Below are 23,493 nucleotides of genomic sequence, written 5' to 3'. Positions count from 1 at the left end.
TCATGATTCGGTTCGGCTACAAGGCGTCCGCAGAGCAGTTCCCGCCCACCGAGTTGCTGGGTTACGGCGTGCTCGCGGAGGAGCTCGGTTTCGACTCGGTCTTCGTCAGCGATCACATGCAGCCGTGGCGGCACGACGGCGGGCACGCCCCGGCGGCGCTGCCGTGGCTGGGCGCGCTCGCCGCGCGTACCCAGAAGGTTTTGATCGGCACGAGCGTGCTCACGCCGACGTTCCGTTACCACCCCGCGGTGGTCGCGCAGGCCTTCGCCACCCTCGGCTGCCTGGCGCCGGAGCGGGTGATCCTCGGCGTCGGCTCCGGCGAGTCGCTCAACGAGGTGCCGCTCGGCCTGGCCTGGCCGGACGGCAAGGAGCGGTTCGCCCGGCTCAAGGAGGCGGTCACCCTCATCAAGCAGCTATGGACCGAGGACCGGGTCACCTTCGAGGGCCGGTTCTGGAGCACCGAGCACGCGACCATCTATGACAAGCCCGAGCGGCCGGTGCCGATCTACATCGGCGCGTCCGGCCCGGCGGCCACCCGGCTCGCCGGTCGCATCGCCGACGGGTTCATCACGACCAGCGGCAAGGGCAGCGAGCTCTACACGGAGACGCTGCTGCCGGCCGTCCGCGAGGGCGCCGAAAAGGCCGAGCGATCCCTCGGCGACGTGGACCTGATGATCGAGGTCAAGGTGTCCTTCGACCCCGATCTCGAGCGGGCGCGCAACGACACGCACTACTGGGGCGCGCTGGCCCTGTCGCCGGACGAGAAGACCGGCGTGGAGGACCCGATCGAGATGCAGAAGCGGGCCGACGCGCTGCCGGTCGAGCGCACCGCGACCCGCTGGATCGTGTCGTCCGACCCGGCCGAGCACGCCGCCCAGGTTCAGGCCTATCTGGACATGGGCTTCCAGCACCTGGTGTTCCACGCGCCGGGCCCGGACCAGGAGCGCTTCCTGCGGCTCTACAGCGACGAGGTGCTGCCCCGGCTGCGCGACCGCGGCTGACCGTCGGCGGCGCGTCTGCGCCGGGCTCCGGCCCGCGCCGCGATGAGCGCGCCGACCTCGGCCGAGGTCAAACCCTTTTCGGGTATGGGAACCAGCAGCTGACCGACCGCCTCGGAGCCGATCCGGAGCAGCAGCCACACCCGGGTGACCACCCCACCCTCCACATCGGGCAGTGGCTCGTCCAGATCCACGGTGAGCACCAGAGTCGGCTCGCTCTGGTGCGGCGTGCGCCGCCGGGGGATCGCCGCGCGCCAGCCCGGCTCGCCCGGGAACGGCCGATCGCCGCTGCGGCCCTGCTGCAGCGCGCGCGGAGCCGGCGGGCCAGGGTTCATGATCCGGCTCATCGGCGCGGCGCTCATCGGGTCCGGCGCTCGCCCGGCACGGCGCGCAGATGCGGGCCTTCGCCGGGGTCGCTCTCGTCGTCGCCGGCGCCTTCGCCGTCGCCCTGGATCACGGTCAGGTCCGCGCGGCGGTCCCGGGCGTCCAGCCGGCGACGGCCGCCGCCTACCTCGCGGGGCAGCTCGGGTACCCCGGTGTCGTAGACGTCCATCCGGTGCACGCCGGCGTCGTACACGCCGGTGCGGCGTACGCCGGTGTCGTAGAGGCCGCTGTGCCGCACGCCGCTCTCCGCCCGGTGCAGCCCGCTCTCGTAGATGCCGCTGCGCCGGTGCGACGCGTTGTGCTCGATCTCGCCGCTGCGGTGCTGGCCCACCGAGTCCGCCCAGTCCGGCCGCGGGCCGGGGTAGGGCCGCCGCGGCCGTTGCTCCGGGAGCGCGTGCCGGCCGGTGGTGCGCTCGCCGACCTCCCGCGGAATCTCGGCCGGGGGCGGCGGGGCGTCGTGCCGGCGCCGGTATTCGCGGTGCAGCACCCGGATCGCGCGGATCGTGCCCGCCCAGGCGGGCCGGCGACCGCGGCCGTGGATGCGCGGGTAGCGGATCGTGGCCACCTCCATCACGCGCAGCCCGCGGGCGGCCATCCGGATGTTCACCAGCGGCTCGATCTCCGGCCCGTCGCCCCACACCCGCTCGCGGCGCCGGCCGGTCTGCTCCGGCGAGGGCAGGGCGAGATGGTGCAGCGCGGACCGCCGGAACGCGTTGAAGGTCGAGCCCACGTCGGTGTAGCGGGTGGCGAACAGCGCGTTGACCACCCGGCAGAGCAGCCGGTTGCCGAGCCGCCCCAGCCGGGTACCGGCCAGGTCGTCGCCGCCGGTCCGGAAGCGCGAGCCGTGCGCCACTTCGGCGCCGGCCATCAGGGCGTCGATGAATCGGGGGATCTCGCCGGGGTCGTTCGAGCCGTCGCCGTTGATCGCGACCACGACCTCGCCGCGGCTGGCGGCGAAGCCGCAGACCAGCGCGTTCCCCTTGCCGGCCCGGGTCTGCCGGACCACGATCACACCCGGGTACGCCTGCTGGGCCACCGCGATCGTGTCGTCGGCCGAACCGCCGTCCACCACGATGACCTCGTCGACCACCGGCAGCCCCTCGAGCACGAGCGCGATGTTCCCGGCCTCGTCGAGGGCAGGGATCACCACACTGACGGTCGGCGGGCGTCGGCCCGCGGCGCCCGGTCTGGGCGAAGGAGGCATGGCGGTGGCTCCTCAGCTCTGTCGTGGATCTTCACCAAACCTAGCAACCGACTACGGTCGGTCAACTCAGCGAAACGGTCGACGGGCGCTCGCCATCCGGCCACGGGACATTGACCTGCTAGGACGGCATCTGCCCGGATTCGCACCAGAGTTCGTAACCGCTACAGAGAGTTATTTCCCATCATTCCGGGCGTGCAGGCCGGTCGGAGATAGGGTTTCCAAGGATGAAAACCGTGTCGAAGGGACGTGGCCGTGAAACTTGGCCTGCACATTTCGAACTTCACCTGGCCGGACGGTGCGCCGAAGCTCGGCGCCACGCTCGCGGGGATCGCCACCGCCGCTGACGAGGCCGGGTTCGAACGGATCAGCGTGATGGACCACCTGTGGCAGATCGCGGTGATCGGGCCACCCGAGCACGAGATGCTCGAGGCGTACACCGCCCTGGGTTTCCTGGCCGCGCACACCAAACGGGCCAAGCTGCTGACCCTGGTCACCGGCGTGGTCTATCGCGATCCGGGACTGCTCGCCAAGGCGGTCACCACGCTCGACGTGCTCTCCGGCGGCCGGGCCATGCTGGGCATCGGCGCGGCCTGGAACGAGGAGGAGTCGCGCGGCCTGGGCCTGCTCTTCCCGCCCACCGCCGAGCGCTTCGAGCGGCTCGAGGAGGCGCTGCAGATCTGCACCCGGATGTTCGCCGGCGACGAGTCGCCGTTCGACGGCAAGCACTACCAGCTCGGCCGGCTGCTCAACTCGCCGCTGCCGCTCAGCAAGCCGCGCCCGCCGATCCTGATCGGTGGCGGCGGCGAGAAGAAGACGTTGCGCCTGGTCGCGCAATACGCGGACGCGTGCAACCTGTTCCCGGTGCCGGACATCGACCGCAAGCTCGACGTGCTGCGGCAGCACTGCGCCGACGTGGGCCGCGACTACGACGAGATCCAGAAGACCGTGATCTACAACTTCGACCTGGGGGAGAAGGGCGCGCGGGTGCCGGACATCCTCGCGGACCTCGAGCGCTTCGCCGGGCTCGGGTTCACCGTGGTGCACGGCGGCGTGCGCAACGCGCATGACACGGCGCAGTTCGAGATCTTCCAGAAGGAGATCGTTCCCGCCGCCGAGCAGCTGTGACGATCGAGGCGGTCGTCTTCGACCTGGACGGCGTCATCATCGACTCCGAAGAGGTCTGGGAGGAGGTCCGGCGGGGATACGTCGCGGAGCACGGCCGCGAGTTCCTGCCGGACACCCAGAACCGGATGATGGGGATGAGCACCGCCGAGTGGTCCCGGCACCTCTCCGAGGACGTCGGCGTCGGGCTGCCGCCGCAGCAGGTGGCGGACGCGGTGCTCGGCCGGATGGCCGAGCAGTATCGCTCGGAGCTGCCGCTCATCCCCGGCGCGGTGGACGCGGTCCGGCGGATCGCGGCGACCTGGCCGGTGGCGCTGGCCAGCTCGTCCGCCCGCATCCTGATCGACCAGGTGCTGGCCACCGCCGAGCTCACCGACGTGTTCCGGCTGACCCTGTCCACCGAGGAGGTGCCGAGGGGCAAGCCGGCGCCGGACGTCTATCTGGCCGCGGCCGAGCGGCTCGGGTTCGCGCCCGCGGCGTGCGCCGCGATCGAGGACTCCAGCAACGGGTTGCGCTCGGCCGCCGCGGCCGGCATGGCGGTGGTGTGCGTGCCGCACGGCGTCTATCCGCCCGCGGAGGACGCGCTGGAGCAGGCCGATCTGGTGGTGCGCTCGCTGGCCGAGCTCACCGACGAGGCGCTGGCGAAGCTGCGCTGAGCGCCTCGTAGTCCGGCAGCTCCACGCCGGTGCTGCGGTCGGCGGCGATCTTCATGGTCAGCGCCAGGAACCACCGCTGGTTGTGCAGCGCGTTGCGCATCCGGATGCCGTAGGCCCGGCGCGGGGCGAGGAACCGCCCGGTGGTGTCGCCGCCCTTCTGGGTGCCGGTGGCGAATTTTCGGAGCCGCCGCTCGTAGGCCGGGAACGCCACCCGGTGGTCGCCGCCGGCCAGCGCCAGCTCACCGGCCAGGGCATAGGCCTGCACCAGCGCGGTGCCGCTGCCCTGGCCGCCGATCGTGGCGCCGGCCGCGGCGTCGCCGATCAGCGCCACCCGGCCGCGACTCCACTGTGGCACGTCCACCCGGCAGATCTGGTCGAGATAGAGGTCGGCCGCGGCGGGCAACCCGTCGAGCAGCCGCGGCGTCAGCCAGCCCAGGCCGCCGAACCGGTCGGTGATGATCCGCCGCTGCGCGGCCGTGTCGTGCCGGTCGTGATCCAGCCGCGGTGACCGGAAGGCCACCAGGACGTTCGCCCGCTCGCCGTTGCCGTGCACGCTGACCATCCGGCCGGGTGCGTTGAAGGCCCGCCAGTGCTGATCCAGGCTCCACTCGTCCGGCACGTCCCAGCCGGCCACGTAGTAGCCGAGATGTTTCACGAACCTCTCCTCCGGCCCCTGGCTGAGCCGGCGCACGTGGGAGTGCACACCGTCGGCGCCCACCACGAGATCGAAGGTGCGCCGCAGCCCACCGCGGAACGTGACGTCCACACCGGACGGTGTCTCGCCCATCGCCGCGATGCTGTCCCCGAACCGGAACTCGGTGGTCTCCGCGGCCGCGTCGCACAGCACCCGCGACAGGTCGCCGCGCCGCACCTCGAGCTCGCCTCCGGCGAAGTCGGCCGGCATCTCCATCAGCCGCCGCCCGTCCGCGTCCTCGAAGCGCATCGCCGTGCCGCCGGTCTGCACCGCCCGGAGCGCGTCGAGGACGCCCAGGCGCCGCAGCAGCCCCAGATGCAGCGGCCCGCGGAAGTCCACGGCGCTGCCCCCGGTGCGCAACGCCGGCGCGATCTCCACGACCGTCGCCCGATGCCCGAGCCGTCCGAGCCACCCGGCCAGCGCCGGCCCGGCGATGCCCATCCCCGAGATCAAGACGTCCATGCTGACCCCACCTAACTGTGTCCGCCGGAAACCATTAATTTCTGTGTACGGTAGAGACAGTTCCGTTCCGGCGCAAGGGGGTCCGATGGTTCTGTGGGGCGAGCAGCGGTCACCGTCGCGCGGCCCGAAGCCGTCGTTGACCCTGGACGGCATCGCCGCCGCCGGCATCGCGATCGCTTCGGCCGAGGGCCTGGCCGCGGTCTCGATGCAGCGTGTGGCGACCGACCTGGGCTGCACGAAGATGGCCCTGTACAGGTATCTGCCCGGCAAGGCGGACCTGGTCGCCCTGATGGTCGAACAGGCCCTGGGCAGCCCACCCACCCTGCCGTCCACGGACTGGCGCGCCGCCCTCACCGCCTGGACCTCCGCGCTCCTGCACGGCTTCCTCGACCACCCGTGGACGCTCCCGGCGACCATCGGCGCGCGCCCCCTCGGCCCGAACGAGCTGGCCTGGACCGAGGTGGCCCTGGCCGCGCTGGACGGCCTGCCGCTGAACGGCGCCGAGCGGCTGGACACGATCGCCGTCCTGGCCGGCCACGCCCGCTCGCTGGCGTCCCAGGCCGCGGCCCAGTTCTCGGAGGGTGGCATCGTGGCGGCGCTGGCCGAGCACGCGGCTCGGTTCCCGGCCCTGTCCGCGGCCCTGGCGGACGTCGCGGCCGGTGAAGCCGATCAGGCTTTCGAGTTCGGCCTTTCGCGGATCCTGGACGGCCTGTCGGTCCTGATCGCACAACGCGGCGCGGAGTTGTCGTAGGGCCGTGGTCCACTGTCCATCGTGACGGGCATTGTGGAGTCGGCGTTCGGTCTGCTGCTCAAGGCGGCGGCCGGCCCGGCGGTCGACGCGGCCAAGCGATCCGAGCTGGTCATCGCCGCCCAGCGCAAGATCAAGCTCGACCCGGCCGTCCCGCCGAAGGACTTCCCGAGCCTTTATGCGCACACCCTGATCGACCAGCTCTACGGCCGCCCTGAGCCGCTTCTCCTGCTGTTCCGCGACGAACACGTGCGGGCGGCCTATGCGCGGTTCTACGAGGACGGCGGCCAGGAGCGGCTGCACCGCGAGGTCGAGACGGCGATCGAGCGCAACCGCGAGACGGGCGAGTTCGGCCACCTGCCCTACGACGCGATCGCCGAGGTGCACGCCTTCTCCGCGCGTTTCGACGGCCGGGTGACCTGGAGTCGGGAGCCGTCCGATGCACGCCTCGAGCAGAAGCTCGACGAGGTGCTGCGCATCGTCGGTGAGACCCGGGTCAAGGAGGAGGAGCACCGCCAGCAGCTGGAGCCGACCCGGGCCGAGTTGACTCCGGCGCAACGGCTGGCCGCGGACACCGCCGACTGGTTCCAGGCGGTCGGCTACCGGGTCGAGAAGACCCTGCTCGACGACGGCGACGTGTTCGTCTGGCTGGTCCTCGTGCCGGCCCGGCGCGGCCGGTTCGAGCGCATCCTGGTGCTCGGCACCGGCGCGGAGCTGCAAACCTCGCTCATCGCCCGGGTCGAAGGACACGTGGCGGCCGAGAACGCGGTCGAAGGCTGGGCGATCGCGCCGCGCCGGGTCAGCAAAGCCGCCCGTGCGGCCGCCGAGGCTGCGTCGGCGGAGATCGTCTGTTACACGTTCGACGAGCTGATCGACGAGAACGCCGACTTCGAGCCCTACATCGACTGGCTCGCCGAGGAGGCCGGCCGGCTGCGCATCGACGAGCGCAACGTCCCGCTGTCCTGCCGCAAGAACGAATACGACCCGTCCTTCACACAGACGGTGGGGCAGAGCGTCTACGGCTGGCGGGACGGCGGGCTGGACGCCTATGTCGACAGCTGGATCGAGGACCCGGCCAAGGAACACCTCTCGATCCTGGGCGAGTTCGGCACCGGCAAGACCTGGTTCGCCCTGCAATACGCCTGGAAGACCGCGCAGTTGTGGCGCGAGGCGAAGAAGCGCGGGGCGCCACGCCCGCGGCTGCCGCTGGTGGTCCCGCTGCGCGACTATGCCAAGGCGGTCACCGTGCAGTCGCTGTTCTCCGAGTTCTTCTTCCGCAAGCACGAGATCCTGCCCGGCGGTTATTCGGTGTTCCAGCAGCTCAACCGCATGGGCCGGCTGCTGCTGATCTTCGACGGCTTCGACGAGATGGCCGCGCGGGTGGACCGCCAGGCGATGGTCAACAACTTCTGGGAGCTGGCGACGGTCGTCGAGCCCGGTGCCAAGGTCCTGCTGAGCTGCCGCACCGAGCATTTCCCCGACGCCCGCGAGAGCCACGACCTGCTCAGCGCAAAGATCAAAGACGCGGCGGCGCGGATCACCCGGGAGGCGCCGCGCTTCGAGGTGGTCGACCTGCTGCCCTTCGACGACGACCAGGTGCGCCTCGTCCTGAGCAAGCTCACCGACGAGCCGACCGTCGACCTGGTGACCGCGGACGAGACCCTGCTGGATCTGATGCGCCGCCCGGTGATGTCGGACCTGGTGCTGGCGGCGCTGCCGGACATCGAGGCCGGCGCAAAGGTGGACCTGGCCCGGGTCTACCTCTATGCGGTCCGCAACAAGATGACCCGAGACATCCAAGACGAGCGCACCTTCACGACGCTCCCGGAGAAGATGTACTTCCTGTGCGAGTTGTCCTGGCAGATGCTCTCGAACGAGGTCCTGAGCATGAATTATCGGGAGTTCCCGGATCGATTGCGGGCTTGCTTCGGTTCGGCCGTCGAGACGCAGAAGGACCTGGACCACTGGCAGAACGACATGCGGACGCAGACCATGCTGATCCGCAACAACGATGGCGACTACAGCCCCGCCCACAAGTCGCTGCTCGAGTTCTTCGTCGCCATGAGAATGGCGGCCGAATTGGGCTTGCTGGACGGGGAGTTTCTCGAACCGTTCGGTCCGGACGAGACCGCAGAGGCCCGGCAGTGGTCCGAGCACTTCCGCCAACGCGACCGAGATGGGCGGCTCGCGCCGCTGTCCCGGTTTTCTCCCCGCCCGGTCGCCGAGATCGCCAAAGGTGGCGACCGGTGGGTGACCGAACCGGTGATGAGCTTCCTGTGCACCATGGTCGCTGCCTGCCCCAGCCGGGCGCCTCGGATCGCCGATCTGTTCAAAGGGACCAGAGGCGTGCCCCATGGCGAGTTGGGCGGATTCGGCGGGTGGGTGCTGGGCCTGCTCGGCGATGTCTGCGTCGACCTGTCCGGCGCTGATCTATCCGGGGTCAGTTTTGAAAGCCTGGGATCGTGGAATGATCGGGTGACCGTGGACCTCTCCCGCGCAGACCTCTCCGGCGCCGATCTGACTGGCGGCGAGTTCCTGCGCACGGACTTCAAGTCGGCAAGGTTCGGCGCGCTCATCGGGTTCGACATCTCTCTGTTGCGAAGCCGCAAGCAGGTCGAATTCCTCGGGTTTCGCGGGGATGACCTGGTCTATCGGGTGGATGAGACCGTCATGCGGTGCTCGCGGCACGCAGGCGGTGGGTGGCGACCGGGCGTGGCCGCGCCCGAGGTGATCGAGGACGTCGGTTGGTTGGCGCTCCAGAGAGCCAAGTCCCTCATCAGCTGGGACAGCACACCAGGCCGGGACACCGCCGAGACGACAGTTCACGTTCAGTTGCCCGGCGGGCCGTGGTCGTGGTCGATCGGCACTCCCGAGGAAGTCGTGGAGCAGGTCGACTTCAGCGCCGCCGCCGATGTCGTCGCGGTCGGGACGTCGGAAAGCGTTCGGGCCTGGCGACGCGGAGACCCCACTCTGCTCTGGAGTCGGCCGATGCCGCTGGGTGTCAACGGTTTGGCGTTCTCGAGCGATGGAGCCTGGCTCGGGGTGAGCTCGGACTCCGGCTTGATCTCCGTGCATGACGCTGCCACGGGGGAGCGGCTCTGGTTCGAGTCGGTCGACGACAAGCTGGTCGGGGCGACGTTCTTGCGGGCGTCCACGCTCGCGCCGGAGATGGTGGAAGGGCTGTTGCTGGCGGGCGCTCGTTTCGAGGATTGAGCCTGCTCGTTTCGCAGGTGTGAAAGATCTTCACCAGGGGTAGAGCGGTTTCCGAACCCTCTGGAGGTGTCCTGTGGATCTGATCGCCGCGGAAGGCCTACGGCTCGATCTCGATGTCTTCGACTACCTGATTGTGGCGATCTATTTCGCCTTCGTGCTCGGCATCGGGTTCGCCGCCCGAAGAGCGATCAAGACCAGCGCCGACTTCTTCCTCTCCGGGCGATCGATGCCCGCGTGGGTGACCGGCCTGGCCTTCGTCTCCGCCAACCTGGGCGCACTCGAGATCCTCGGCATGGCCGCCAACGGAGCTCAGTACGGCCTGATGACCCTGCACTACTACTGGATCGGCGCCGTGCCCGCCATGGTGTTCCTGGGCATCGTGATGATGCCGTTCTACTACGGCTCCAAGGTGCGCAGTGTCCCCGAATTCCTGCGGCTGCGCTTCAACCGGTCCACGCACCTGCTGAACGCGATCAGTTTCGCGGTCGCCCAGGTGTTGATCGCGGGCGTGAACCTCTATGCGCTCGCGTTGATCCTGGACGCGTTGCTGGGCTGGCCGCTGTGGGTGTCGATCGTGCTGGGCGCGGCGATCGTGCTCACGTACATCAGCATCGGTGGCCTGTCCTCGGCGATCTACAACGAGGTGCTGCAGTTCTTCGTGATCCTGGCCGGCCTGATCCCGATCACCATCATCGGGCTGATCAAGGTGGGCGGGGTGAACGGCCTGGTCGACGCGGTGCAGAGCAGTCAGCTCGGTGAGGCCGCGCTGCACACCTGGTCGAACACCGGGAACTCGGACAACCCGCTGGGCGCGAACTGGATCGGCATCATCTTCGGCCTCGGGTTCGTGCTGTCCTTCGGCTACTGGACCACCAACTTCGCCGAGGTGCAGCGGGCGCTGAGCGCCAAGGACATGAGCGCGGCCCGGCGCACCCCGATCATCGGCGCCTTCCCCAAGCTGCTGATTCCGGTGATCACCGTGGTGCCCGGCCTGATCGCGCTGGTCACCGTCAAGGGACTGGGCGCCGAGTCCGGCGACCTGGTCTACAACAACGCGATCCCGATCCTGATGAACGACCTGCTGCCGAACGGTGTGCTGGGCGTGGCGGTGACCGGTCTGCTCGCCTCGTTCATGGCCGGCATGGCGGCCAACGTCAGCGGCTTCAACACGGTCTTCACCTATGACATCTGGCAGTCGTACATCCGCAAGGACCGCAGCGACGATTACTACCTGCGGGTCGGGCGCTGGGCCACGGTCGGCGGCGTGATCGTGGGCATCGGCACCGCGTTCATCGCGGCCGGCTTCAGCAACATCATGAACTACATCCAGGCTCTCTTCTCCCTCTTCAACGCGCCGCTGTTCGCCACCTTCATCGTCGGCATGTTCTGGAAGCGGATGTCCCCGGCGGCCGGGTTCTGGTCGCTGCTGCTCGGCACCCTGTCCTCGCTCACGCTCTACCTGCTCTACCTGGGCGACGTGGTCAAGTTCAACTCCGACCTGGAGGAGAGCTTCTGGGGCGCCGGCCTGGCGTTCGGCACCGCGGTGCTGGTGGCGATCGTGGTCACCCTGTTCACCCGGGCCAAGCCGGAGGACGAGCTGCGCGGCCTGGTCTACGGCCTGGCCGGCACGGACACCTCGGTCCACGCCGTGATGACCGCGGACCGGGTCTGGTGGCGTAACCCGGTCCTGCTCGGCACCATCGCCGTCGTGCTGGCGTTCGTCCTCTACATCCCGGTCTGGTAAAGGAGTCTGTGATGACCGACGAGACCAACCGCCCCGACGACGAGCTGCTCGCCGGCGGCGAGGAGCTGGAGAAGCGCTCGGCCGCGGCCAAGCTGTTCGACGTACGCCGGGTGATCGGTTTGCTGTTCGTGGTGTACGGCGTGATCGTCGCCCTGCTCGGGATCTTCGACAACGACGCCGAGATCGACAAGGCGCAGGGCGTGCGGATCAACCTGTGGATGGGCCTGTCGATGCTGGCCCTGGGCGGGTTCTTCCTGGCCTGGCAGCACCTGCGGCCGACCCGGCCGCCGACCGCCGAAGAACTGGCCGAGGCGGAGGATCGTCCGCCTTCGCACTAGCCGGGTTCGTCCGTTTGATGGAGAGGGCGGTGCGACCCGGGTGCAGTCGGGTTGCAGCGCCCCTCGAACGTTCCAGTCCCGCGCCGCTTGCCGATACTCGTGGCATGGAACCCCTCGCCTCCGTCAGCTTCTCGACCACCGGCGGTCCACGCACCGCCGGCTGGCAGATGCAGCTCCGCGTCGACTACGTCGTCAACAAGGTCATGCAGACGCACCGCGGTCAGTCCGAGGACGTCGTCAAGCAGGCCATCCAGGACCAGCTCCGCAGTTTCGGCGTGGTGCCGAACGGCCGGCAGGTCTCCCACTACGCCACCGCGATCAGCCAGCTGCCGCAACTGCCGCCGGCCAATTAGCCTCCTGCGGTTCCCCGTCCCGGGGGTCAGCCTGTCCGCCGCTCAGCGGGCGGGGAACCGCAGGACCCGGTCGTCGCCGTCCCGGACGTTCTCGTCCCGGTCGGTGTTCGACGTGGTCAGCCACAGGGCGCCGTCCGGTGCGACGGCGACCGTGCGCAGCCGGCCCCACTTCTCGGTGAAGTGCGCCTCGGGCTCGCCGCCGTTCAGCGGCACGGTCCACAGCCGCTGTCCGCGCAGCGCCGCGACGTACATCGTGTCGCCGGCGATCGCCGCACCCGACGGTGACGCCTCGGACGTGGCCCAGGTGACCAGCGGGCTCTGGAAGCCCGGGTCGCCGCGCTCGTCGCCCTCGACTTCGGGCCAGCCGTAGTTCTTGCCGCGCTCGATGCGGTTCACCTCGTCGAGGCGGTTCTGGCCGAACTCGGTCGCGTACATCGCGCCGTCGGCCGCCCAGGCCAGACCCTGCACGTTGCGGTGCCCCGAGGTCCAGACCGGCGAGCCGGCCCGCGGGTTGCCGGGCGCGGGCTCGCCCTCCGGGGTGAGCCGCAGGATCTTGCCGTTGGGGCTCTCCTGGTCCTGCGAGCGAGGCGGTTCGGCGGCGTCGCCGGTGCCCACGTAGAGCATGCCGTCCGGGCCGAACGCGATCCGGCCGCCGTTGTGGTTCCCGGCCTTGGCGAGGCCCTCGAAGATCACCTCGGGCCGGTCCTGGCTGCCGAGCTGGAAGCGGACGATCCGGTTGTCCTCGTCCGCGGTGATGTACGCGTAGACCCAGCGGGTCCGCGGGTAGTCCCGGGCCAGCGCGAGACCGAGCAGGCCGCCCTCGCCGGACGGGTCGACGCCGGGCACCCGGTAGGCGACTCGTTTGCCAGAACCGGGCGTGATCTGAATGATGTCGGCCTTGTCGCGTTCCGCAACCAGTGCGCTACCGTCCGGCAGGAAGGCCAAGCCCCATGGCACGTCGACGCCGGTGGCGAGGGTCTCCGGATCGGCGTCGAGATCGGGGGCGCCGGTCGGGGCGGGCGCCGCCGACGTGGGCGCCGCGGTGGAGGGCGTCGCCGAGAACGACGGGGCCGGAGGCTGTGCCGCGTCCGGTTCGTCGCCCGAGCAGCCCGCCGCCGCCAGCATCGTGCCTCCGGCCAGCAACATCGCGATTCCACGGCGTTTCATGGTCTCAACGGTGCCACGGCGTTCCGGGGATCCGACCCCTGTTATCTGATCTTGACATATACAACCGGATGAATGATTGACACCGCCTCCCACCTGCCGGAAGGGTCCACTCACGACCTTCCCACCCATCGGAGGCCTTAAATCATGAGATCCAGACGCTGGGTCACCGCCGGAGCAGTGACGCTCCTCTGCGCGGTCACAGCGATCGCTCCCGGACCGGCCGCCCTGGCGGCACCCGCTGCCACCGCGGACACCCTCGGGGTATACACCGGCACCTTGAACGGCGCCCAGCTCGAGAAGCTGCGGGCGGCCGGCATCGACAGCCACGAGAGCACCATCAGCCCACCGGCCGGCGGCCAGGTGGTGGTGGAGACGATCCTCGGCGCCCGGCAGGCGGAACGACTCGTCGCCGCGGGCGTACCCCTGAAGGCCAAGGCGGTGAGCACCGCGATGCGCAGGCAGGCCGCGGCCGCGCCCACCGTGTTCCGGCCCTACAACGCACCCGGCGGTCTGCGCGACGAACTGGCCGCGACCGCGGCCCGGCACCCGCAGATCGCGAAGCTGGTCACGCTCGGCACCACCACGCGGGGAGTGCCGATCCAGGCCATCAAGCTGACCAAGGGCGCGCGCAACGTGCCGGACGGCGTGCGGCCGTCGGTGCTCTATGCGGGCGCACAGCACGCTCGCGAGTGGATCACGCCGGAGATGAACCGCCGCCTGATGCACTACTACGTGGACGGCTACGGCACCGACCCGGCGATCACCCAGCTCCTCGACACCACCGAGGTCTGGATCCTGCCGGTGGCCAACCCGGACGGTTACGACTTCACCTTCGCCGACGAGGACAACCGGTTGTGGCGCAAGAACCTGCGCGACAACAACGGGGACGGGCAGATCACCGCCGGCGACGGTGTCGACCTGAACCGCAACTTCGCGGAGAAGTGGGCCTACGACAACGAGGGCTCGGCGGAGGACCCCGCCGACGAGACCTATCGCGGCCCGGGGCCGAACTCCGAGCCCGAGACGCTGGCGCTGAACAAGCTGTTCCAGAAGATCGGTTTCGAGTTCTTCGTGAACTACCACTCCGCCGCCGAACTGCTGCTCTACGGCATCGGCTGGCAGGTGGACACGATCAGCCCGGACGACCAGATCAGCATCGCGATGGCCGGTGACGACGCGAACCCGGCGATCGCCGGCTACGACCCGGACATCTCGGCCGAGCTCTACACCACCAACGGCGACACCGACACGCACGCGCAGGTCCGGTTCGGCACCATCGGCTTCACGCCGGAGATGACCACCTGCCAGACCGCGTCGGCGATCGACCCGGACGACCAGTGGGACCCGGCGGACTGCCAGAGCGGCTTCAACTTCCCGGACGACGAGGGCCTGATTCAGGCCGAGTTCGAGAAGAACATCCCGTTCGCGCTCTCCGTCGCGCAGTCCGCCAAGGACCCGGCCAACCCGGTGTCCGTGGTCGGCCGCACCGCACCCGATCTGCAGGCCGACCCCTTCACCGTCTCCTACGGCACGACCCAGACGGTGGCCGTGCTGGCCGAGCGCAAGCTCAAGGACAAGGTGCTGCACTACAAGATCAATAACGGCGCCGAGCGCACCGGCGCGGTCGTCCGGTGGGACGGCGGTGAGAAGTACGGCGACACGCACGACAAGTACTTCGCCGAGTTCCGCGGCACGGTCCGCGGGCAGAAGCCGGGCGACCGGGTGACGGTGTGGTTCACCGCGACCGGCGGGCAGCCGAGCGAGCCGTTCACCTACACGGTGGCCGGCGACATCGGCGGCGACGTGCTGGTGCTCGCGGCGGAGGACGTCACCGGCATCTCGCCGGCCAACGCCGACGGCGCCACCGGCGCTCGTTATGCCGACGAGCATGTGGCCGCGATCGAGGCGGCCGGCCTGAGCGCCGACGTCTACGACATGGACCGCAACGGCCGCGCGGCGCCGCACCCGCTGGGCGTCCTGTCGCATTACAAGGCCGTCGTCTGGGAGACCGGCGACGACATCATCCCGCGCGCCACCACCCAGACGGCGGGCACCGCCTCGCGCAACGCCTGGCAGACCGAGCTCGCGGTCCGCGACTACCTGAACGAGGGCGGCAAGCTGATCTACGGCGGCAAGTACGCCGGCTTCGCCAACGCCGCCAACGGGCAGTACGTCTACCAGCCCAACCCGGGCCCGGAGTGCCCGGTCAGCACCGACGCCACATGTCTGCCGCTGTTCAACGACTTCCAGCAGTACTGGCTGGGCGCGTTCGCATATGTGGACAACGGTGGCACGGACGCTACCGGCACGCCGTTCCCGCTGACCGGCACGGACGGCCGCTTCGAGGGCTTCAGCGCCACGCTGAACGCTCCCGGCTCGGCGGCCAACCAGAACCACACCGGTTCCTTCCTGTCCACCTCGAGCTTCCTGCCGCCGGCGCAGTTCCCGCAGTTCGCGAGCGCCGCGCCGGTCGACTGGGACTCGCCGGGGGCGGCGCCGTACGACCCGTACGACGGCGACTGGTATCTGTGGAGCGGGCAGGCGGACGCGTCGTACAAGCGGCTCACCAAGACGGTCGACCTGACCTCGGCGACCGCCGGCCACCTGAAGTTCCGCACCTCGTTCGACACCGAGACGGACTGGGACTACATGTTCGTCGAGGCGCACCCGGTGGGCAGCGACGACTGGACCACGCTGCCGGACGCCAACGGCCTCACCCAGACCGGCACCGGCGACAGCTGCCAGTCCGGCATCTCCGAGCTGCACCCGTTCCTGCTGCACTACCAGGGCGAGGACTGCTCGGCGACCGGCACCACCGGCACCTGGAACGCGGCCACCGGCACCAGCAGCGGATGGAAGGAGTTCGACGCGGACCTGTCGGCGTACGCCGGTCAGCAGGTCGAGGTGTCGATCACCTACATGTCCGACTGGGGCACCCAGGGCCTCGGCGTCTTCCTCGACGACGTGCGCGTCGAGGTCGGCGGGGCGGTCGCGGCGCAGACGTCGTTCGAGACCGACCTCGGCGGCTGGACCGTCGCCGGGCCGCCGCCCGGCACCGGTGGCAACGCCAACGACTGGTCGCGCAGCCAGAAGGCGTTCGACAACGGCGCCGTCACCACCACCTCGGACTCGGTCTTCCTGGGCTTCGGCCTGGAGGGGCTGGCTCCGGCCGACCGCAACGAGTTCGTGCGGAAGGCGTTCCGGCACCTCGGGGTGAAGTAGCCCTTTACGTGCGGTAAAGCGAGTTTCTGCCGGTATCGGCAGGTCTCGTGCCCCAGGATGGGCCGGGTGCGACACACCCGGCCCATCCTGGCGGCGTTTCTGGCCTCCCTTCTCGTTCTCTCCCCGCCCGTGGAAGCGAAGGCTCCGACGTTGCGGTGGGCGCCGTGCGTCGATGACCGGACCGCGCAGTGCACGACGCTGCGGGTGCCGATCGACGACCGGGACGGCGTCAAGGTCGGCATCTCGATCGCCCGGCGGCCGGCCACCCAGCCGGCCCGCCGGATCGGCACGCTGGTGGTCAACCCCGGCGGTCCCGGCGGCAGCGGCGTCGATCTCGCCCTGGACGCGGGGTCCTTCTTCAGCGCCGAGGTGCGCGCCCGCTTCGACATCGTCGGCTTCGACCCGCGCGGGGTCGGCCGCAGCGCGCCGGTGCTCTGCACGAAGTCGCTGGTCGACGCCGAGCCCTCGCCCCTGGTCTCCACCCCCGACGGGTACGCCGCCCTGGTCGCCCATCACCGCAGGCTGTCGAAGGACTGCGCCAAGCGGACCGGCCCGATCTATCGGCACGCCGACACGATCAGCGTGGTGCGCGACGTCGAACGCCTGCGCCGGGCGCTGAGGGAGGAGCGGATCAGCTTCTACGGCGCGTCCTACGGCACCCTGCTCGGCGCGCAATACGCCGAGAAGTTCCCCCGCCGGGTGCACGCGCTCGTGCTGGACAGCGTGATGGACCACAGCGCGGACACCGACCGCTTCCTGGGCGACGGCACGGCGGCCGCGCAGGACGGCTTCGACCAGTTCGTCAACTGGTGTGCCCGCTATCGCACCTGCGCCCTGCACGGCCGCGACGTGCGCGCGCTGTGGGCGGCGCTGCTCGCCCGGGCGGCCCGCGGCACCCTCGCCGACCCGTACCACCCGCCCGCCAAGCTGGACGTCTTCGACCTGCTCGGCGTCGCGTTCTCCTCGTTCTACGACCCGCAGTGGTACTCGCTGGCGTACTTCATCAAGGAGGCCATCGCGCCGAGCGGCCGAAAATCGGCCGAGATCGAGAACAGCTTCCCGGCGGTCTTCTGCGCCGACTGGGACCTGCCGGTCGACGGGTACGCGGGCTACACCCGCCGCCTGGCCGAGGCGCGGTCCCGGGCGCCCCAGATGCCGGCCTCGCCGCTGGCCCTAGGCGCGGTCGCCGCCTGTCTCGGCCGGCGCGAAGCCCCGGTCAACCCGCAACGGGCACTGCGGCCGGCCCGCGTCCCCACCCTGCTGCTCGCCTCCCGGCACGACCCGGCCACGCCGTATGTCTGGGCCCAGCGCACCGCCGCCCAGCTCGGCCCGGCCGCCGCCCTGGTCACCTACAACGGCTGGGGTCACGTGTCCTACGGCCGCTCGCCGTGCACCACCGCCGCGGTCGACCGTTTCCTGATCGACCTCACCCGGCCGCGCCCGGCCGCCGCCTGCCCGGGTGTGATCCCCGACCAGTTCGGGGTCGGCTGACCCGCGGAAGCGTATTGTTAGCCTGGCTAACGAGCGGGAGGTGGGCGGGTGAGTCGGCGGGCACCGAAGGCGTCCATCGATCCGGACACCCGCAAGACCTGGCTCCGCCGGGCCTATCCGCTGGTCAAGGCGCACCGCGCGCTGCTGCTCTCGTCGCTCGGGCTGTCCTTCCTCGGGCTGGTCGTGCAGGTGCAGATCCCCGACGTGGTGCGGCGCGGCATCGACGACGCGATCGTGGCCCGCACCTCGGCGCTGGGTCCGTATGTCTGGTGGATCGTCGCGCTCGCGGTCGGCCAGGGCCTGATCAACTTCCTGGCCCGGCTCTACCTGCTGCGCACGGCCTACGAGATCGAGTACGACCTGCGCAACATCGTCTACGCGCACCTGGCCCGGATGCCGTTCGGCTTCTACGACCGAGTGCAGTCCGGCGAGCTGATGTCCCGGTCGAGCTCGGACATCCGGGCGGTGCAGATGTACCTGGCGTTCGGGCCGTCGATCCTGGTGCAGTGCCTGATCGCGGTGGTGGCGTTCGGGCTGATGCTGACCATCAACGTGCCGCTGGCGATCGTCGCGATGGCCATCATGCCGATCATCGGGCTGCTCGGGGTCGGCATGCGCAAGGCGATCCATCCGGTCTCCTGGCTGATCCAGTCGCGGTTGGCCCGGCTGGCCACGGTGGTGGACGAGAACATCCAGGGCGTCCGGATCGTCAAGGCGTTCGCGGCCGAGGGGCGGCAGCTCGACGCGCTGGCCGAGTCGGCGGACCAGATCCGCTGGGCCTATCTGCAGGACGCCCGGATCCGCAGCCGGTGGAACCCGCTGCTGGACAACCTGCCGCGGCTCGGGCTGGCGCTGGTGCTGCTGATCGGCGGGATCATGGTGATCGACGGGCACACCACGGTGGGCACGATCGTCGCGTTCAACTCCTACGTGCTGATGCTGCAGCCGCCGTTCCGGATGCTCGGCATGATGATCATGATGGGTCAGCGGGCGTCCGCGTCGGCCGGTCGGATCTACGAAATCCTGGACACCGGCAGCGAGGTCGTCGATCCGCCGCATCCGGTGGACGCCGACCTGCGGGGTGAGGTGCGGTTCGAGGGCGTGCGGTTCGCGTACCCGAACGGGACCGTGGCCCTGGACGGCCTGGACCTGACCGTGCGGGCCGGCGAGACCGTCGCCGTGGTCGGCGCCACCGGCTCCGGCAAGTCGACGCTGGGCCGGCTGCTGGCCCGGTTCTACGACGTCACCGCCGGGCGGGTGACCATCGCCGGGCACGATGTCCGCACGCTGCGGCTGTCCGGCCTGCGCACCCAGGTGGGCATCGTGCCGGACGAGCCGTTCCTGTTCTCGCTCTCGATCCACGACAACATCGCGTACGGCCGCCCGGACGCGAGCCGCGCGGAAGTGATCGCCGCGGCCGATGCGGCCGGCGCCGGCGAGTTCGTCGAGCACCTGCCGGAGGGCTTCGACACCGTGGTCGGCGAACGCGGCTACACGCTCTCCGGCGGCCAGCGGCAGCGCATCGCGATCGCCCGCGCGCTGCTGCTCGACCCGCCGGTGCTGGTCCTCGACGACGCCACCAGCGCGGTCGACGTGGCGGTCGAGCAACAGATCCACGAGGCCTTGCGCACGGCGATGGAGGGCCGCACCACGCTGATCGTCGCGCATCGGCTCTCCACCATCGCGCTCGCCGACCGGGTGGTGCTGGTCTCCGGCGGTCGCGTGGTCGCGGACGGCACCCACTCGTCGCTGCTGGCCACCGAGCCGCGGTACGGACGCGTGCTGGCGGCCGCCGCATGAGCATCTTCGGCGGCGGTTTCGGCGGGTTCGCGCAGGGCGGCCGCCCGTCGATGGGCGCGGCCGGGCGCAAGGGCAACGGGCTCAAGTTCTCCGGCGTCCCCGCTGATGTCGCCGAAGGAGTCGCGGCACTCGAAGCTCGCGAGCCCGCACTGGGGAAAGTGCATGTCGACTACGACCCGGTGGGCGACACCGGCGGCCGGATCACGCTGTTCCGGCTGCTCGTGCGGCGCCGCGGCCTGCTCGTCGCGGCCGCGCTCGCGGTGTTCGTGGAGACCGTGCTGCTGCAGGCCGGGCCCTATCTGGTGCAGGTCGGCATCGACCACGGCATCGGCGACCGCGATCTGCGCGTGCTGGTCCTCGCGACCAGTGCGTTCGCCGCGGCGGTGGTGCTGACCGGCGTGGCCACCACGGTCCGGATGCGGCAGACCGGGCGGCTCGCCGCGTCCGCCACCCGCGACCTGCGGATCCGCATCTTCGCGCACCTGCAGCGGCAGTCGCTCGACTACTACACGTCGGAGAAGGCCGGCGTGACCATGACGCGGATGACCTCGGACGTGGAGTCGCTGCAGAGCCTGCTGCAGGACGGCTTCGCGCAGTTCCTGATCCAGGCGCTCACCATGGTCCTGGTCACCGCGGTGCTGTTCCATTACGACGCCGGGCTGGCGCTGCTCACCCTGGCCCTGACCGTGCCGCCGCTGGCCGCCGCCTCGCTCTGGTTCCGGCACGCCGCCGACCGCGGCTACGACCGCCAGCGCGACGCCATCGCCGCGATGTTCGCCGACCTGTCCGAGAGCCTGAACGGCATCCGGGTGGTCACCGCGCACAACCGGCAGGAGCGCAACGTGCTGGCGCACCGCGAGGTGGTCGGCGAGTACCGCGACGCGAACGACGGCACTGGCCGGATCAACGCGGTCTACGGCCCCGGCACGTCGGTGATCGGCCTGCTCGCGATGGCGGTGATGCTCTGGGTCGGCGGCCGGATGGTGCTGCGCGGCACGCTGACCATCGGCGAGCTGACCGCCTTCGTGCTCTATCTCAACGCGTTCTTCCAGCCGGTGCAGCAGCTGGTGCAGCTCTACACGCAATATCAGCAGGCGCGGGCCGCGATCGGCAAGATCAACGGGCTGCTGGGCCGGGCGCCCTCCGTTTTGGAGAAACCGCGCGCGGCTCTGTTGCCGGCGGTGCGCGGCGAGATCGTCTTCGACGACGTGTCGTTCTCCTACCTTTCCGAGCGGCCGGTGCTGGAACACGTGTCGCTGACCGTGCGGGCGGGGGAGACGGTGGCCTGCGTCGGGCCGACCGGCGCCGGCAAGTCGACGCTGGCCAAGCTGGTGACCCGGTTCTACGACCCGACCGGCGGCGCGATCCGAATCGACGGGCACGACCTGCGCGACGTCACGCTGGCGTCGCTGCGGCGGCAGATCGGCGTGGTGCCGCAGGAGCCGTTCCTGTTCGCCGGCACGCTGCGCGACAACATCGCCTTCGCCCGGCCGGACGCGCCGGAGGCCGACGTGTGGGCCGCGGTCGACGCGGTCGGGCTGCGCGACCTGGTGGAACGCGCGCCGGACGGCCTGGACACCCTGCTGCACGAGCGCGGGCAGTCGGTCTCCTCCGGCGAGCGGCAGCTGCTCGCGCTGGCCCGGGCATTCCTCGCCGAGCCGCGGGTGGTGGTGCTCGACGAGGCGACCTCGAGCCTCGACCTGCGCACGGAGCTGCGGGTGGAGGCGGCGCTGGAGACCCTGCTCGAGGGGCGCACGGCGATCCTGGTGGCACACCGGCTCTCCACCGCGATGCGCGCCGACCGGATCATCGTCATCGACGACCGTCGCATCCTGGAGACCGGCACGCACGCCGAACTGGTCGCCGCCGGGGGCGCATATGCGGCGTTGTACGCGACATGGGCCGCTCCGGTTGTGCCACCGGCCGACTACCGGTAGGCAGGAACGGACCGTCCACTCTGCCTGCTTCATCTGCACCCGGAGGACCGATGACGTTCCGACGTTTCACGGCGGTGGCCGCAGCCGCGGCGCTGTGCCTGCTGCCGAGCCCGGCCTCGGCCGCCCCCACCCGGGATCCGGTCAAGGTCCCCACCGCCCGCGGTTACGGTGGCGCCGTCTCGACCGTCGACGCGATCGCCACCCAGGTCGGCATCGACGTGCTGCGCAAGGGCGGCAACGCGGTGGACGCCGCGGTCGCCGCGGCCGCCACCCTCGGCGTGACCGAGCCGTTCTCGGCCGGCATCGGCGGCGGCGGCTTCTTCGTCTACTACGACGCCAAGAGCCGCAAGGTGCACACCATCGACGGCCGCGAGGCCGCGCCCGCGTCGGCCACCGAGCAGTGGTTCGTCAACCCGGCGACCGGCCAGCCGTACGCCTTCGACGAGGCCCGGGTGAGCGGCCTCTCGGCCGGCGTGCCCGGCACCCTGGCCACCTGGGAGGCGGCCACCCGGCGCTGGGGCAGCCAGCCGCTGAGCAGGCTGCTGCAGCCCGGCGCCCGGGTCGCCGAGGACGGCTTCCCGGTGGACGCCACCTTCCGCCAGCAGGTCGCCGACAACCTGAACGTCTTCGGGCGGTTCGACTCGACCAGCGACCTCTACCTGCCCGGCGGCGCGCCGCCCGCGGTCGGCTCGATCCAGAAGAACCCCGATCTCGGCGCGACCTACCGGCTGATCGCCCGCCAGGGCACCGACGTCCTCTACCGCGGCGCGGTCGCGCGCGACATCGTGCGCACGGTGCAGGAGCCGCCGCTCTCGGCCGACCCGATCGGCACCTGGCCCTACGAGGTGCGCGGCGCCGACCTGCGACTGTCCGACCTGGCCAACTATCGGGTGCGCAATCCCGCTCCGACGAAGTCGGACTACAAGGGCTACACGGTCTACGGCATGTCCAAGCCGTCCAGCGGCGGCACCGCGGTCGGCGAGGCGCTGAACATCATCGAGCGGGCGGAGCTGTCCTCGGACACCGACGTGCTGCACCAATATCTGGAGGCGACCGCGCTCTCCTTCGCCGACCGCAACCGCTACGTCGGCGACAAGACGCCGCAGTGGCAGCTGGACCGGCTGATCAGCGACGGCTGGGCCCGGCAGCGCGCCTGCCAGATCGACCCCGACCAGGCGCTGGTCAAGCCGGTGCCGCCGGGTGACATCACCGCGCGCGGCTGCACCCCGGCCGCGGTCGGCGGCAAGGTCGAGGAGGGCCAGAGCACGACCAACCTCACCGTCTCCGACAAGTGGGGCAACATCGTCGAATACACCTTCACCATCGAGGCGACCGGCGGCAACGGCATGGTCGTGCCGGGCCGCGGCTTCATCCTCAACAACGAGCTGACGGACTTCAACTTCACCGGTACGCAGGGCGCGGCGAAGGACCCGAACCTGCCCGGCCCGAACAAGCGCCCGCGCAGCTCGATGTCCCCGACGATCGTGCTGAAGGACGGCAAGCCGTTCCTGGCGCTCGGCTCGCCCGGCGGCGCGACCATCATCACGACCGTGCTGCAGATGATCGTCAACCGGATCGACCGGGGCATGCCGCTGGCCGAGGCGATGGCCACCCCGCGGGCATCGCAGCGCAACTCGGCCGCCGTGCAGGCCGAGCCGGCGTTCATCGCGGCCTACGGGGAGGAACTGGAGGCGCGCGGACACGCCTTCCAGCCGCCCATCGCGGAGCTCGGGGCGGCCACGGCGATCGAGTTCGGCCGCAACGGCCGGGTCATCTCCTCGGCCGAGCCGTCCCGCCGAGGCGGCGGCGCCGCCGCGGTCGAGTTCCCGCGCTGATCACGTTCCGTGCGGCGGCGCTCCGGCGCCGCCGCACTGGCCGGGGGTTCCCTGTTACGCACCACAAGGGGGGGCGAGGGTCCGCGCGCCCGCGCCCACCACCCCCGCCGCCCCCAAAAAGTCGA

At 70.6% G+C, this 23,493-nt stretch carries 17 protein-coding genes; 13 read left to right on the top strand and 4 right to left on the bottom strand.

Going from position 1 to position 23,493, the window contains the following annotated elements; genetic code table 11:
- The first annotated feature begins 2 nt into the window (after positions 1 to 2).
- A complete protein-coding gene (fgd, locus tag ACZ6TI_RS30180) occupies positions 3 to 1,001 on the top strand; it encodes a glucose-6-phosphate dehydrogenase (coenzyme-F420) (RefSeq protein ID WP_465348551.1) in 999 nt (332 codons plus the stop codon).
- Here the strand turns inward: fgd and ACZ6TI_RS30175 are convergent.
- Both ACZ6TI_RS30175 and ACZ6TI_RS30170 read right to left on the bottom strand, forming a co-directional pair.
- On the bottom strand, positions 959 to 1,333 hold the full coding sequence (locus ACZ6TI_RS30175; protein ID WP_465348550.1) for a hypothetical protein: 375 nt from the start codon (positions 1,331 to 1,333) through the stop codon (positions 959 to 961). The genes fgd and ACZ6TI_RS30175 overlap by 43 nt on opposite strands.
- A gap of 23 nt (positions 1,334 to 1,356) precedes the next feature.
- Entirely contained in the window at positions 1,357 to 2,529 is a 1,173-nt protein-coding gene (locus ACZ6TI_RS30170) for a glycosyltransferase family 2 protein (RefSeq protein ID WP_465348549.1), read from the bottom strand.
- 309 nt (positions 2,530 to 2,838) lie between these two features.
- On the opposite strand from ACZ6TI_RS30170, the gene ACZ6TI_RS30165 reads away from it, so the two are divergent.
- Together ACZ6TI_RS30165 and ACZ6TI_RS30160 are read left to right on the top strand one after the other, a co-directional pair.
- On the top strand, positions 2,839 to 3,711 hold the full coding sequence (locus ACZ6TI_RS30165) for an LLM class F420-dependent oxidoreductase (RefSeq protein WP_465348548.1): 873 nt from the start codon (positions 2,839 to 2,841) through the stop codon (positions 3,709 to 3,711).
- On the top strand, positions 3,708 to 4,364 hold the full coding sequence (locus ACZ6TI_RS30160) for an HAD family hydrolase (protein WP_465348547.1): 657 nt from the start codon (positions 3,708 to 3,710) through the stop codon (positions 4,362 to 4,364). Before ACZ6TI_RS30165 ends, ACZ6TI_RS30160 begins: the two co-directional genes overlap by 4 nt.
- On the opposite strand, the gene ACZ6TI_RS30155 is transcribed toward ACZ6TI_RS30160, so the two are convergent.
- A complete protein-coding gene (locus ACZ6TI_RS30155; RefSeq protein ID WP_465348546.1) occupies positions 4,333 to 5,520 on the bottom strand; it encodes an FAD-dependent monooxygenase in 1,188 nt (395 codons plus the stop codon). The two genes, ACZ6TI_RS30160 and ACZ6TI_RS30155, sit on opposite strands and share 32 nt — an antisense overlap.
- 85 nt (positions 5,521 to 5,605) lie before the next feature.
- Between ACZ6TI_RS30155 and ACZ6TI_RS30150 the strand changes: the two genes are divergently transcribed.
- The 5 genes from ACZ6TI_RS30150 (at position 5,606) to ACZ6TI_RS30130 (ending at position 11,916) form a co-directional block, all read left to right on the top strand.
- A complete protein-coding gene (locus tag ACZ6TI_RS30150) occupies positions 5,606 to 6,271 on the top strand; it encodes a TetR/AcrR family transcriptional regulator (RefSeq protein ID WP_465348545.1) in 666 nt (221 codons plus the stop codon).
- A 21-nt stretch (positions 6,272 to 6,292) separates the two neighbouring features.
- Complete coding sequence (locus tag ACZ6TI_RS30145) at positions 6,293 to 9,481, top strand: NACHT domain-containing protein (protein ID WP_465348544.1); 3,189 nt, start codon at positions 6,293 to 6,295, stop codon at positions 9,479 to 9,481.
- 82 nt (positions 9,482 to 9,563) lie between these two features.
- On the top strand, positions 9,564 to 11,225 hold the full coding sequence (locus tag ACZ6TI_RS30140; RefSeq protein ID WP_465348669.1) for a sodium:solute symporter family protein: 1,662 nt from the start codon (positions 9,564 to 9,566) through the stop codon (positions 11,223 to 11,225).
- 11 nt (positions 11,226 to 11,236) lie between these two features.
- On the top strand, positions 11,237 to 11,563 hold the full coding sequence (locus ACZ6TI_RS30135; RefSeq protein WP_465348543.1) for a hypothetical protein: 327 nt from the start codon (positions 11,237 to 11,239) through the stop codon (positions 11,561 to 11,563).
- 104 nt (positions 11,564 to 11,667) lie between these two features.
- The gene (locus tag ACZ6TI_RS30130; RefSeq protein ID WP_465348542.1) at positions 11,668 to 11,916 is read left to right on the top strand and encodes a hypothetical protein; all 249 of its coding nucleotides are present in this window, start codon (positions 11,668 to 11,670) and stop codon (positions 11,914 to 11,916) included.
- Positions 11,917 to 11,958: 42 nt separating this feature from the next.
- Here the strand turns inward: ACZ6TI_RS30130 and ACZ6TI_RS30125 are convergent, their stop codons facing one another.
- Positions 11,959 to 13,083: a PQQ-dependent sugar dehydrogenase gene (locus ACZ6TI_RS30125; RefSeq protein WP_465348541.1), complete on the bottom strand. Its 1,125-nt coding sequence runs from the start codon at positions 13,081 to 13,083 to the stop codon at positions 11,959 to 11,961.
- Positions 13,084 to 13,227: 144 nt separating this feature from the next.
- On the opposite strand from ACZ6TI_RS30125, the gene ACZ6TI_RS30120 reads away from it, so the two are divergent.
- The 5 genes from ACZ6TI_RS30120 to ggt are packed head-to-tail and all read left to right on the top strand — an operon-like array spanning position 13,228 to position 23,368.
- Positions 13,228 to 16,305, top strand: a complete 3,078-nt coding sequence (locus tag ACZ6TI_RS30120; protein ID WP_465348540.1) for a M14 family metallopeptidase — start codon at positions 13,228 to 13,230, stop codon at positions 16,303 to 16,305.
- Positions 16,306 to 16,362: 57 nt separating this feature from the next.
- Positions 16,363 to 17,796, top strand: coding sequence for an alpha/beta hydrolase (locus ACZ6TI_RS30115; RefSeq protein WP_465348539.1), 1,434 nt, complete (start codon positions 16,363 to 16,365; stop codon positions 17,794 to 17,796).
- Positions 17,797 to 17,844: 48 nt separating this feature from the next.
- Positions 17,845 to 19,596 (top strand): ABC transporter ATP-binding protein, encoded by a 1,752-nt coding sequence (locus ACZ6TI_RS30110; protein ID WP_465348538.1) that lies wholly within the window; start codon positions 17,845 to 17,847, stop codon positions 19,594 to 19,596.
- Positions 19,593 to 21,533 (top strand): ABC transporter ATP-binding protein, encoded by a 1,941-nt coding sequence (locus tag ACZ6TI_RS30105; protein WP_465348537.1) that lies wholly within the window; start codon positions 19,593 to 19,595, stop codon positions 21,531 to 21,533. The genes ACZ6TI_RS30110 and ACZ6TI_RS30105 overlap by 4 nt, the downstream gene beginning before the upstream one ends.
- Before the next feature lie 50 nt (positions 21,534 to 21,583).
- Positions 21,584 to 23,368 (top strand): gamma-glutamyltransferase, encoded by a 1,785-nt coding sequence (ggt, locus tag ACZ6TI_RS30100; RefSeq protein ID WP_465348536.1) that lies wholly within the window; start codon positions 21,584 to 21,586, stop codon positions 23,366 to 23,368.
- Positions 23,369 to 23,493 lie beyond the last annotated feature (125 nt).

Source organism: Actinoplanes sp. NPDC051388 (assembly GCF_055586225.1).
Note: the sequence above shows the minus strand (reverse complement) of the source record. Positions and strands in the feature narration are given on the sequence as shown.

Coding starts and splice junctions, on each gene's coding strand:
- fgd (WP_465348551.1), top strand. CDS start 3: ATGATTCGGTTCGGCTACAAGGCGTCCGCAGAGCAGTTCCCGCCCACC.
- ACZ6TI_RS30175 (WP_465348550.1), bottom strand. CDS start 1,333: ATGAACCCTGGCCCGCCGGCTCCGCGCGCGCTGCAGCAGGGCCGCAGC.
- ACZ6TI_RS30155 (WP_465348546.1), bottom strand. CDS start 5,520: ATGGACGTCTTGATCTCGGGGATGGGCATCGCCGGGCCGGCGCTGGCC.
- ACZ6TI_RS30150 (WP_465348545.1), top strand. CDS start 5,606: ATGGTTCTGTGGGGCGAGCAGCGGTCACCGTCGCGCGGCCCGAAGCCG.
- ACZ6TI_RS30135 (WP_465348543.1), top strand. CDS start 11,237: ATGACCGACGAGACCAACCGCCCCGACGACGAGCTGCTCGCCGGCGGC.
- ACZ6TI_RS30130 (WP_465348542.1), top strand. CDS start 11,668: ATGGAACCCCTCGCCTCCGTCAGCTTCTCGACCACCGGCGGTCCACGC.
- ACZ6TI_RS30125 (WP_465348541.1), bottom strand. CDS start 13,083: ATGAAACGCCGTGGAATCGCGATGTTGCTGGCCGGAGGCACGATGCTG.
- ACZ6TI_RS30120 (WP_465348540.1), top strand. CDS start 13,228: ATGAGATCCAGACGCTGGGTCACCGCCGGAGCAGTGACGCTCCTCTGC.
- ACZ6TI_RS30115 (WP_465348539.1), top strand. CDS start 16,363: ATGGGCCGGGTGCGACACACCCGGCCCATCCTGGCGGCGTTTCTGGCC.
- ACZ6TI_RS30105 (WP_465348537.1), top strand. CDS start 19,593: ATGAGCATCTTCGGCGGCGGTTTCGGCGGGTTCGCGCAGGGCGGCCGC.
- ggt (WP_465348536.1), top strand. CDS start 21,584: ATGACGTTCCGACGTTTCACGGCGGTGGCCGCAGCCGCGGCGCTGTGC.